The sequence below is a fragment of the uncultured Thiohalocapsa sp. genome (assembly GCF_913062725.1).
GTDB lineage: Bacteria > Pseudomonadota > Gammaproteobacteria > Chromatiales > Chromatiaceae > Thiohalocapsa.
In genome coordinates, this window is sequence record NZ_CAJXWY010000085.1 from 1 (window position 1) to 11,457 (window position 11,457).

12 protein-coding genes are annotated in these 11,457 nt (G+C 69.8%); 3 read left to right on the top strand and 9 right to left on the bottom strand.

Translation table 11 applies throughout. The features are described from left to right. Positions 1-384, top strand: a 384-nt coding sequence (locus tag QZ588_RS16595) for a DUF3782 domain-containing protein (RefSeq protein ID WP_295544053.1), incomplete at its 5' end; no start/stop codon positions are given. A gap of 59 nt (positions 385-443) precedes the next feature. On the opposite strand, the gene QZ588_RS16600 is transcribed toward QZ588_RS16595, so the two are convergent. From QZ588_RS16600 to QZ588_RS16615, 4 genes are all read right to left on the bottom strand, one after another. Continuing rightward, the gene (locus tag QZ588_RS16600) at positions 444-707 is read right to left on the bottom strand and encodes a hypothetical protein (protein WP_295544054.1); all 264 of its coding nucleotides are present in this window, start codon (positions 705-707) and stop codon (positions 444-446) included. Positions 708-932: 225 nt separating this feature from the next. Next, entirely contained in the window at positions 933-2,171 is a 1,239-nt protein-coding gene (zigA, locus tag QZ588_RS16605) for a zinc metallochaperone GTPase ZigA (protein WP_295544056.1), read from the bottom strand. A gap of 80 nt (positions 2,172-2,251) precedes the next feature. Then, the gene (locus QZ588_RS16610) at positions 2,252-2,911 is read right to left on the bottom strand and encodes a DUF1826 domain-containing protein (protein WP_295544059.1); all 660 of its coding nucleotides are present in this window, start codon (positions 2,909-2,911) and stop codon (positions 2,252-2,254) included. A 3-nt stretch (positions 2,912-2,914) separates the two neighbouring features. After that, positions 2,915-3,640 (bottom strand): DUF1826 domain-containing protein, encoded by a 726-nt coding sequence (locus tag QZ588_RS16615; RefSeq protein WP_295544060.1) that lies wholly within the window; start codon positions 3,638-3,640, stop codon positions 2,915-2,917. A gap of 178 nt (positions 3,641-3,818) precedes the next feature. On the opposite strand from QZ588_RS16615, the gene dksA reads away from it, so the two are divergent. Further along, positions 3,819-4,205, top strand: coding sequence for an RNA polymerase-binding protein DksA (gene dksA / locus QZ588_RS16620; RefSeq protein ID WP_295544071.1), 387 nt, complete (start codon positions 3,819-3,821; stop codon positions 4,203-4,205). A gap of 87 nt (positions 4,206-4,292) precedes the next feature. Continuing rightward, positions 4,293-5,480, top strand: coding sequence for a GTP-binding protein (locus QZ588_RS16625; RefSeq protein WP_295544061.1), 1,188 nt, complete (start codon positions 4,293-4,295; stop codon positions 5,478-5,480). A gap of 70 nt (positions 5,481-5,550) precedes the next feature. On the opposite strand, the gene QZ588_RS16630 is transcribed toward QZ588_RS16625, so the two are convergent. The 5 genes from QZ588_RS16630 to aztA form a co-directional block, all read right to left on the bottom strand. Next, positions 5,551-6,654, bottom strand: coding sequence for a PQQ-binding-like beta-propeller repeat protein (locus tag QZ588_RS16630; RefSeq protein ID WP_295544062.1), 1,104 nt, complete (start codon positions 6,652-6,654; stop codon positions 5,551-5,553). Further along, positions 6,651-8,003: a GTP-binding protein gene (locus QZ588_RS16635; protein WP_295544064.1), complete on the bottom strand. Its 1,353-nt coding sequence runs from the start codon at positions 8,001-8,003 to the stop codon at positions 6,651-6,653. Before QZ588_RS16635 ends, QZ588_RS16630 begins: the two co-directional genes overlap by 4 nt. Before the next feature lie 14 nt (positions 8,004-8,017). After that, positions 8,018-9,061: a metal ABC transporter substrate-binding protein gene (locus tag QZ588_RS16640; protein ID WP_295544066.1), complete on the bottom strand. Its 1,044-nt coding sequence runs from the start codon at positions 9,059-9,061 to the stop codon at positions 8,018-8,020. Positions 9,062-9,125: 64 nt separating this feature from the next. Next, on the bottom strand, positions 9,126-9,995 hold the full coding sequence (locus QZ588_RS16645; RefSeq protein WP_295544068.1) for a metal ABC transporter permease: 870 nt from the start codon (positions 9,993-9,995) through the stop codon (positions 9,126-9,128). Then, complete coding sequence (gene aztA, locus QZ588_RS16650; RefSeq protein WP_295544069.1) at positions 9,992-10,738, bottom strand: zinc ABC transporter ATP-binding protein AztA; 747 nt, start codon at positions 10,736-10,738, stop codon at positions 9,992-9,994. Before aztA ends, QZ588_RS16645 begins: the two co-directional genes overlap by 4 nt. Positions 10,739-11,457: the final 719 nt, after the last annotated feature.

Sequence of the window (11,457 nt, forward strand, 5' to 3'; positions counted from 1 at the left end):
GCGCTGGGGGCGCGCTGGGGCCTGGCCTCCGAGGCCAGCTTCCGCGCCGCGCTGAAGGGCATCCTGGAGGAGTCCTTCGGGGTCGAGGTGATCAACGTCAACGAATTCGATGACGAAGGGACCGTCTTCGGCGTGCCGGATCAGGTCGAGATCGACAGCATCGTGCGCAACGGCGAGCTGATCCTCTGCGAGCTGAAATCATCCATGTCGAAGGCCGACATCTACACCTTCGAGCGCAAGGTGGACTACTATCAGCGCCGCCACGGCCGCACCGCGACGCGCAAGATCGTCATCTCGCCGATGGTCCGCCCGGAGGCGCGACCGGTGGCGGAGCGCCTGGGAATCGAGATCTTCGGCTCCGCCGACGAAGTGTCGGCTCTGTAGTGCAACAAGCCCGCCTGCTGCGCCGTCGCAAGCGCTCTGTCTACAGCAATGCGAGCCTTTCAGAGCATGTCCTCGGCGGCCTGTCGAAACCAGGCGACCACCTGTTGCCAGTACGCCCGCCCGTAGGTGCGGATGAAGCGCTCGGTTTCTTCCCGGCCGGGGTCGCTCAGCACCGCGAGGCGCGCCTGCACATAGTCGCGGGTGAGGCGCAGCCCGCACTTGACCTCGATGCAATGGCGCCAGCTTGCGTAGTTTGACGGAAACAGCTCCGCGGCATAGCCGGAGGGGTCAGCGCCTGCCGGCGAGTGGTCTTGGCTTGACATGGTGGCTCCTGAGCTCTTGCGATGGAGCGCGGGCGTGTTAGGGGCCCTCGAAAAATTCGAGGGGTCCGTGCGAGGCAGGATGCCCCGCCATTGCTCAAGCGCCTAAGCGCTTGAGCAATGGCGCGAAGCGGAAACCGCGTTTTCGCTTCGCGTCTCGACAAATGCCATGGAAGGCATTTTTCGCGGTCCCCTCAAGGCGCGCTGGACCGGTAGCTGGCGCAGACCTCAGGCGGCATCCGCATCTTGGAGCCAATTCGGAAAGGGGTCATACAGCGCCCGCCAGCCGGCCGGACCCAGCGCCAACTCGGCGTCGTTGAGCAGGCAGGCATCCAGGCGTGCGCGCATCGCGCTCTCGTCCAGGTGCTGACCGATGAAAACCAGCTCCTGTCGGCGGTCGCCGTAGGGGCCATCGAAGGCCGCCTCGATGCGGGCGCGCTGTGCCGGGTCTTCGGGCCAATCTTCGGCAGCCGCTGCGTCCCACCACCAGCCGGCGGCGCCGTGGCGCACCAATCCACCCGCCTGCGACCAGCTGCCCGCGAGGTCATGGCGGGTCGCCAGCCAAAACCAGCCCTTAGAGCGCAGCAGGTTCCCCGGCCAGTCCCGCTGCATGGCCGCGTAGAAGCGCTCGGGGTGAAAGGGCCGCCGGGCGCGGTAGACGAAGCTGGTGACGCCGTACTCGTCGCTCTCAGAGGATTCCTCGCCCCGCAGCGTTTTGAGCCAGCCGGGCGCCTGCGCGGCGCGTGCGAAATCGAATCGGCCTGTGTCGAGCACTGCGCTCAATGGCACCCGGCAATAGCTCGCCTCCAGAATCTCTGCTGAGCGGTTGAGCTGGCGCAGCGCGTGCTTGAGGCGCCGGCGCTCGTCGCTGCTCACGAGGTCGGCCTTGTTGATGACGATGATGTCGGCAAACTCGACCTGATCTACCAGCAGCTCGGCGAGGTTGCGCTGATCCTCCTCGCCCAGGGACTCGCCGCGATCGGCCAGCGCATCGGCGCCGTCCAAATCGCCCGGAAAGCTCACCGCGTCGACCACGGTGACCAGCGTGTCCAGCCGCGCAACATCGGACAGGCTCGCACCCTGCTCATCGCGGAAGGTGAAGGTCTCGGCCACCGGCAGCGGCTCGGAGATGCCGGTGGATTCGATCACCAGATAATCGAAGCGCCCTTCCCGCGCCAGCTTGCCGACCTCCACCAGCAGGTCTTCGCGCAGTGTGCAGCAGATGCAGCCGTTGCTCATCTCCACCAGCGTCTCATCGGCATGGCTCAGGCTGACCCCATCGGCGACGAGCTCGGCGTCGATGTTGACCTCCGACATGTCGTTGACGATGACGGCTACGCGTCGGCCTTCGCGGTTGTGCAGGATGTGATTGAGCAGGGTGGTCTTACCGGCGCCGAGGAAGCCGGAGAGGACGGTGACCGGGAGCCTGCCGTCGTTGTGGTCGGGGGTCGGGATCTGGTCGGTCATGGGCTTGGCCTCCGGGTCGATCGGACTGGATTGGGGTCGGGTCAGCGGGGCCGACGCGCGCGGCCCGTGCCGGCGAGTGGTCAGTCCCAGAGCGCGTCCAGCGCCACCAGGCAGCGGACGGCACCGGCGGGGTCCGGCGAGCGGTGGATGGCGCCGCGCCCGGCGTTGCCCTGCCAGAGCCCGCCCTTGAGCAGCACCAGATCGAAGGGCGCGGCGCGGCCGCTCGGAGGCGCGTCAGCCGGCAGCAGTGCGGGATCAGCGACGGGCGAGGCAGCATCGTCCAGCCACTGCGTGCCGGGGCCGAGCCAGGTGCACAGCAGGCGAATGCCGTTGTGGTCGCGGTGCCAGCGCGGGCACATCGCCCGGTCGAGCACCTCCAGGCGCAGGCCGATGCGCGGGCAGCTCAGCAGCTCGCCGAAGACCTCCACCAGAAAGCCCAGCTCCTGCGCGGCGCCGGCGGCGATGGCCGGTTCCGGCAGCGGCAGTGGCGGCAGAGGCCGGCCGGCAGCCACGACCCGCCTGAAGCCGACGAGCGCACCCGCCTGTGCCTGCCGCGCCAGCGCGGCTTGCAGGCGCAGAAGCGACGGGCGGCGGTAGACGCAGATCTGCACTGCGGGCGTGAAGATCGCGACCACGTCCACCAGCGCATCCACCACATGCACGCCAGCGTCGGCAGGCGCCTGGATTGGACTGGAGGATGCGGCGAGCGCATCCACAAGGGCAGGGTCTGTTGCGCTCATGGATCAGGTATCCAGGCAGAACAACAGCCGCGGCGGCGCGCCCTCGGCCGCCGGCGGCGAGCGGTGCACCTGCCCGCGGTCGGCGTTGCCCGGCCAGCGCTCGCCCTTGAAGAGTCCGACCCAGCCGGGCGCCAGCGCCTGCACCCGCGCCGGATCAGCGATACGCTCGTTGGGTGCACCGGCGGCCAGCGCTGCGCGGTCCACCGCCGCCGGCGGCAGCCAGTGCGTGCCGGGACCACGGTAGGCGCACAACAGCCGCAACCGGGTCTGATCCACATGGAAGCGCGGGCAGGCGACATCCGCCAGCGCCTCCAGGCGCAGGGTGACGGCGGCCGCGCCCAGGTGCTGCATCACCAGCGCCGCGTAGTGCTGCGCGAGCGCCGCCATGTCGGCCAGCCAGCGCGGGCAGTCCGCCACCGGCAGGCCATGCGCGGTGAGCCGCACCGCCAGCATCTCCGCCGCATCCCGCGCCAGCGCCGGGGCCGCCAGCTCGCAGCGCAGCGGCTGCGACAGCGCCGGCGTGCAACGGGCCAGTTCCGTGTCGATGTCCGGCGGCGCCGCCCGGCGCCAGATGGCCAGGGTGACGCCGTCAGCGGCGATGCGCCCGAGCCCGGCCGCATCCGGCGTCTGCACCACGCCGGACTCGGACAGATCGGGCGCCGTGTTAGCCGCGCACAACTGCGGTCGGTGCGGCCTCGGCATCTGCGGGGCGACGACAGCGCTGGTCATGATGCCTCCAGTGTGCAGGTGGGTGGCTGATGCGACCCGTGGTTAAATGCGCTTATGTTACTGTATAACGTTACTTGGAAGCAAATCGATTGGAGATGCTCAGCGCATGGCCCCGACGCAAGACACCGCCCCGACGCAGCACGCGTCGCCCCCCGGACTGCCCGAGGACGGGCCGCCCATGGACGACGCCTACATGGGGCCAAGGCAACTGGCCTATTTCAGGCAGAAGCTGCTGGACTGGCGCCGAACACTGCTGACTGAAACCCAAGAGACCCTGGTGCAGCTCAAAGACGGCAGCCAACGCGATGTGGGCGATGAGGTCGACCGTGCCAGCCGCGAAGCCAGCCAGACCCTGGAGCTTCGCACCCGCGAGCGCTGCCGCAAGCTTCTGGCCAAGATCGATGCGGCCCTCGCCCGCATCGAGGACGGCGACTATGGCTGGTGCGAGGAAACCGGCGAGCCCATCGGCTTGGCAAGGCTCGAGGCCCGGCCGGTAGCGACACTCTGCGTGGAGGCCCAGGAGCGCCGCGAGCTGCGTGAGCGCCAGGCCGGGCGCAATCGCTGAGCATCCGGCGCGCAGCTGCATGCGCCTGGCGCGCACGCCCCATCCACCTTTCTGCATTCTGCGGCCATGCCGCCCTGAGGAGTCCCTATGCCCACATCCCCGATCCCCGTCACGCTGCTGACCGGCTTCCTCGGCAGCGGCAAGACCACACTCTTGAACCACCTGGTGCGCCAGCCGGCGCTGGCGCGCACGCTGGTCATCATCAACGAATTCGGCGAGGTGGGGCTCGATCACCTGCTGATGAGCCGCGTGAGCGACGACACCGTCGTGGAGATGTCCAGCGGCTGCCTCTGCTGCACCATCCGCGGCGACCTCGTGAGCACGCTCAAGGACGCCCACTGGCACTTTTGGCGCGGCGGCGAGCGTCAATTCGACCGGGTCATCATCGAAACCACGGGCCTCGCCGACCCGGCGCCGATCATTCACACCCTGATGACGGTGGACGCCCTCGTCCGGCGCTACCGCCTGGATGGCGTCGTCACCACGCTGGATCTGACCAACGCCGGTGACACCCTCGACACCCAGCCCGAGGCCCTGAAGCAGGCCGCGGTGGCAGACTGCCTGCTGCTCACCAAGGCCGACCTCGCCGAGCCCGGCGCCGCCTCCGCCCTGGAACAACGCCTGCACGCCATCAACCCGGCAGCACGCCGCCTGCACATCCACAACGGCGTCGTCCCCCCACGCGCACTCCTTGGGCTCGGCCTATTCGACCCGACGCAGAAGACCCCCGACGTGGCCCGTTGGCTGAATGAGGAGGCATACCGGGAGGACGCGGACACCCAGGGCGGTCACGATCACAGCGCACACGGCCACCACGAGGAACATGGGCATCAGCAGCACCCGGGGCACAGCGGACACGACGGGTACCACGGACGCCACGACCACAGCAGTGACCATCACGCCGCCGACCATCATCACCACCACGACCTGAACCGCCACGACGACCAGATACGCGCCTTCTGCGTCGTTATCGACCGACCGCTGGCCGACAGCATGCTCGACGCCTGGCTCGACCTGCTGCTGTCCCTCTCCGGCCGCGACATGCTCCGCATCAAAGGCCTCCTCAACCTGCGCGGACGGCCGGCACCCGTGGTCATTCACGGCGTGCAGCACATTTTTCATCCGCCTGTTGAGCTGCCGGCCTGGCCCAGCGACGACCGCCGCTCCAGAATCGTCTTCATCACCCGAGATATCCCCAAGGAGACCATCGAGGAGTCGCTCAACGCGTTCATCGAGGTATGGCAGGGGCCGGCGGAGCCGTCGGCTGCGCTTTGAGTCGGCACGCGCCCGGCAGCGGGCGCGGCATCGAGATCGGAGCCGGGCAGCTCCAGCCCGGGACACAGCCCTAAACGCCTGTCAGCGTGTCCGTCGCGTCGGTGATCGACCAGACACCGACGCCGCCCGCGGTGTCGATGGTCGCGAGCGCATTCGCATGCGGCTGCCAGGCGAGGGCTTCGACGCCGGCGTCGGCGGAGGCGGCGCCGATGAGTCGGCCGTCGCCGCGATCATCCAAATCCCACAACAGCACCAGACCGGCACGGTCGGCAGAGGCGAGCCGGCTGCCGGAGTGCGGGAAGGCCAGCGCGCTGACCTGATCGACGTGGGCGTCGAGCACGCCGGGCTGGGTCCCCTCGGGCCCATCGCCGGCGAAGCTCCACACGGTGACATAGTCGGCTCCGGAGGTGGCCAGAAGCCGGGATCGGCCGTCGAAGGCCAGAACGGCCGGCTTGGTCCGATACCCCGCCATCATGGAATCCTCCCCCGTGCGCCGGCGCCAGAAGTGCACCGTGCGGTCCTGGCTGCCGCAGGCAACGATGGCCCCGTCCGGACTCACCATCAGCGAGATCAGCGAGCCCTTCCAATCCAGGCCCTCCCGCCGCGCGCCGCTGGCCGCGTCAAGGAAGCTCACCCGGCCGTAGCAGGCACTCGCGATCTCGTCGTTGCCGCACCAGGTCAGGCCCGAGATGGCGCTGGCGTGGTCCTCGCTGTGTGCCAGTAGTGTGCCGTCCGTGCCCCAGAGACGCAGCACCCGCCCGGAGGCGCTCGCCAGCCGGGCACCGTCCGGCGACCACGCGAGGTGCTCCACCCAGGCGGCGTCGCCCGGCAGCTCGGCGATTGGTGCCGGCGCGCCGGCCTGCACCGGCGCCGGCGGCTCGCCGTCCCCGCCGGTCGAGCCCAGCTCCCACAGACAGGCGCGACCGTCCGCTCCGGCGCTGGCAACCAGCGCCCGGCTTGGATGCGCCGACAGGGCCAGCACACCGCCGCGGTGCGCCGGGGTCTCCCAGCGCAGCCTGCCGGTGGCGGCATCGAGGCAGCTCAGGGTCCCGGCGGCGTCGCCGACCAGGAGCTGTCGGCCGGCGGCATCCCAGGCGAGACAGCGCGCATAGTCACCGACCGCAGCGCGCCAGCCGACACCGAGCGCCCCTTCGGCCTGCGGCAGGGCGCTCATGCCAGGCATGCCCGCAGGCCCGCTTCGAGCCCGGCCCGGTCAAGGTTGCGGCCGATGAACACCAGCTGGTTGCCGCGCTCGGCGTCACCCCAGGGGGCCTGCGGGCGGCCGTCGAACAGCATATGCACACCCTGGAAGACGAACCGCTCCGCCTCGCCGGCCAGGCTCAGGAAGCCCTTCATGCGGAAGATGTCCTGCCCCTGCTCGCGCAGCAGCTCGGAGAGCCAGCGATTCAGCCGTTCCGGGTCCAGGTCCCCCGGCGCTGCGACAGCCACCGAGGTGACGCTGTCGTCGTGCTCGTGCTGGACGACCCAGGCGTTCTCGATGGCGGGGGCCAACGGTTGGTCGTCGCCCGCGCGCACGCGCAGATCGAATTCCTCCGCCAGATGCTGGGCGTAGAGCGCGACACGCCCCGGGACCGGCAGATCGAACGCGAAGCGTTTACGCCCCAGGCCGTCCAGGTCCAGGCGCAGATGCCGCTCCGCCGGCAGCGACCCACCCGGGGCGACATCGGTGGCGGGTTGTGCATACAGCCGCACACTACGCTCGGCGCCATCGCGCAGTTGCATTTCGTCCTGGCCGTCGGCGGCGTCGGGCAGCGGCAGCACCACCAGTGACATGCTCGGGTCCGGGCCCTCGCCCAGGTCCAGCGTCGCACCCGGACCCAGGTGCCAGACGCCGGTCCACTCGAAGGGGTACTCGGGCTCCAGAAACGTCGGCTTGCGCTCCAGGGCGCGATCCAGGTCGAAGGCGGCGAGGCTCAGGACCCGCTCGATGGGCAGCTCGGCATGGCTGGCGCGGTGGATGCGGGCCAGTGCGTTCATGCCGCGCAGGCGGGTTTCCAGGGCCGGCAGGTCCTCGGCAGGCACCAGGTCGGTCTTGTTCAGCACCAGCGCATCGGCGAACGCGATCTGCTCGGCGCATTCGCGCCCATGCGCCAGCTGCTGCTCCAGATGGCGGGCGTCCACCAGGGTGACGATGCCGTCGAGGGCGTAGTGCTCGCGCACGTCGTCATCCATGAAGAAGGTCTGGGCCACGGGCCCCGGATCGGCGAGACCGGTGGTTTCCACCAGCACGTAGTCGAAGCGGTGGCGGCGCTTGGCGAGCCCGGTCAGGATCCGGATCAGGTCGCCGCGCACGGTGCAGCAGATGCAGCCATTGGACATCTCGAAGACTTCTTCGTCGGTGTCGATGACCAGCCCCTGGTCGATACCGACCTCGCCATACTCGTTCTCGATGACGGCAATGCGCAGCCCGTGCTGCTCGCTCAGGACGCGATTGAGCAGGGTGGTCTTCCCGGAGCCCAGGAAGCCGGTGAGGATGGTCACGGGGATCTTGTCGGCGAGCATGGTCTCGGCCTCCTTCAGCGGTCTTGGTTGACGGTGGTGGAGCTGACGCCCTGCGCCTGCTCCGGTGCTGGCTCGGGTGCTGGCTCGGGTGTCTGTTCCGGCACCGCCTCGGGTGCCGGCACCAGGGCTGCGGTCAGCGTGTCCAGGTTGTGGCGCATCATGTCCAGGTAGGTGCCGGCCGGGCCGTCCTGCGATGACAAGGCGTCGGAGTAGAGCGTGCCCCCGGCGCGTGCGCCGGTCTCGCGGCGGATCTGCTCCACCAGGCGCGGATCACTGATGTTCTCGACGAAGACGGCGGGGATTGACTCCGCCCGGATCTGGCGAATCAGCGCAGCCATGTCCGCTGCGGAGGCCTCGGCCTCGGTGTTGACACCCACCGGTGCCAGGAAGTCGATGGCGTAGGCGTCCGCGTAGTATCCAAAGGCGTCGTGGGAGGTCACCACCTGACGCCGCGCGGGTGGAATCTCGGCCAGCGCCGCACGGATGTCCGCGTCCAGGCGAGCCAGTGCCGCCGCGTAGTCCTCGGCGCGCGCGCGGTAGTCGGCCGCGCCTGCGGGGTCCGCTTTGGTCAGTCCCGCGCGGATACGTTCGACATAGAGCGCGACGTTCGCCGGGTCCTGCCAGGCGTGCGGGTCGATGTCGCCGCCATGGGCGCCGGGGTCGTCGCTGTCGGCGCGGCGCGGCACCACGTCTTCGGCAGCGACCACCTGGATGCCGGAGAAGCCCGAGGCGGCCACCAGCCGTTCCATCCAGCCCTCGAAGCCGAGCCCGTTGGTCACCAGCAGCCGGGCCTCGCTCAGGGCGCGGGCATCGGCCGGGGTCGGCTCATAGACGTGGGCGTCGCCACCGGGACCGACCAGAGTGTTCACGGCCACCCGCTCGCCGCCCACTTGGGCGACCAGGTCGCCGAGGATGCTGAAAGACGCGACCACAGGCAGCGGCGCCTGCGCGCGGACGGTGGTGCCGGCCGTGAGGCCAAGCAGCACGGCCAATAGGAGTCTCGGCAGGAGGCCCGGCCGGAGCGTCCATAGGACGCGGGTGCGATGGTGTTTCTGCATGGCGATCACTCCAGTGGGAAACGAGCGGTACGAGCGGCGTTGCGGCGTCGGGCACGGGGTGCCGTCACCCGGTCAGGTGCCGGCGGCTCAGCAGCCAGGCGAGGATCAGCCCGCGCGGTCCGGCCAGCAGTAAGGCCAGGTAGAGGGCGCCGATGGCGAGCACGATGGCCGGGCCGGCGGCGAGTCCCAAGTGATAGGAGCCGAGCAGGCCGAGCGTGGACCCCAGAAAGGCGAGCGCCACCGCCAGCGCGAGCAGGGCGCCGATGTCCCGCACCCAGAAGCGGGCGGCGGCTGCCGGCAGAATGGCCATGCCCACCGCCAGCAGGGTTCCCAGGGCCTGGAAGCCGGCCACCAGGTTCAGCACCACCAGCGCCAGGAACACAAAGTGCACCGGCGCACTGGTGCGGCTCACGGCGCGCAGAAAGGCGGGGTCCACGCACTCGGCCACCAGCGGCCGGAACAGCAGGGCCAGGGCCAGCAGGGTCAGGCTGGTGATGCCGGCGATCAGGATCAGCGTGGCGTTGTCCAACGCCAGCACGCTGCCGAAGAGCACGTGGAACAGATCCACCTGGCTGCCCTTCAGAGAGATCAGGAGCACCCCGAGGGCCAGAGAGATCAGATAGAAGGCGGCGAGGCTCGCGTCCTCCCCGAGCACGCCGCCGCGGGCCACCGCCCCGGCGAGCAGGGCCACCGCGAGCCCGGCGGCAAGGCCGCCCAGGGTCAGGGCGCCGAGGGACAGACCCCAGAGCAGATAGCCAAGCGCCGCGCCGGGCAGGATGGCATGGGCCATCGCATCGCCGGTGAGGCTCATCCGGCGCAGCATCAGAAACACGCCCACCGGCGTGGCGCCGAGCGACAGCGCGAGACAACCCACCAGGGCACGGCGCATGAAGCCGAATTCCACGAAGGGCGCGATGCCGGGGTCGCCGATCATGGCCCGGCGGCCGCGCCGACCCGTGCGCAAGGACCAGCCGACTCATCGAAGGGCTCGCGCATCTGTCGAGCGCGAAACAGGTGCGCCGCGCTCAGCACCGACGGCGTCGGCCCCCAGGCAATGGGCTCGCGGGCCAGCAGCAGGGCTTGCGGGAAGTGCGCGCGGGCGAGCGCCAGGTCGTGCAGCACCGCGACGACGGTGCGCGCCTCGCCGTGCCAGCGCTGCACCAGCGCGATCAGGTCGGCCGTGGTCCGGGCATCGATGGCGGTGAAGGGCTCATCGAGCAGAATCAGCGGCGCGTCCTGCAGCAGCACGCGCGCAAACAGGGCGCGCTGGAGCTGTCCGCCGGAGAGCGAGCCGACGCCGCGCCGCTCGAAGCCGGAGAGCCCCACCGCCGCCAGGGCCTCCGCTAGATCCCGGCGCTCGGCACGGCCGAGCGCGCCGAAAGGCCCGCTGCGATGCCACAGGCCGAGCGCCACCAGATCGCGGACCGTGATCGGAAATCCCAGATCCAACGCCCGTTGCTGGGGCAGATAGGCGATGCGCCGGCGCTCGACGACGGCGAGCTGAATGCGCCCGCTCAGCGGGCGCAGCTCCCCCATGATGCCCTTGAGCAGGGTCGACTTACCGCCGCCGTTGGGGCCAAGCAGCGCCAGCAGGGCGCCTTCGGCCACTGTCCCGTCCAGGTGATGCACCGCCGGGTGGCGCTCATAGCCCAACGTGAGGTCGTGAAAGCTCAGCATGGTCCCCGCCCCTCAGGCCAGCGCCCAGGCGACGGCGACCCAGAGCAGGGCGATTGCGGCCAGCGCCAGGACGAGACGCGCGACCGCGCCCATGGCCAGCAGCGAGCGGAACATCGGCGGCCGCGACCCTCTCACCCCTGCCCCCGCACCAGCGCCTGCCGCAGCTCCCGCACCAGCACCGGGCGGCCCGCCGCCTGCGTCGCTCCGCACGCAGCCGCCTGACGGAGCCAACCGAGGACCCGCTGCAGACGCGCCGTGCCGTTGGTCAGCGCGGAGCGCTGCGCTGCCACGTGCTCCGGGCTGGAATCGGGGCGCGCCCGCCATGGCCCCAGCGGATTGGAAAGTCGATTGCACGTTCGGCGGCATCATCGTTGCTTTACTTCGGCAGGCTCGCTTGAACCTTAACGTTATACTATTACATTTTCGATGAAAACCCTTGCGGGGCCAGGGTCGCCCCGCGCAAGCTAGGCTGGACGACCATCAACTGCGGCCTGAGCACGGTGCAGGCACGCCCCCGGGGCTGGAAGCCGATTGCCTCGACGTGCGCGACGAGGGTGGGCGGGTCGTTCTGGTGCTGCTGTGCCCGGTCGGCGCAGACGAGAGGTGTTGATGCTGATCTCTGCAGGCGTCGCGCGAATCTGGCCTAGGAGCCTGTCCGACTTAGGCTCAGGATTCGGTCTAACCCGTGTGCTACTGCCAAAAAATATACGAATCGGTTT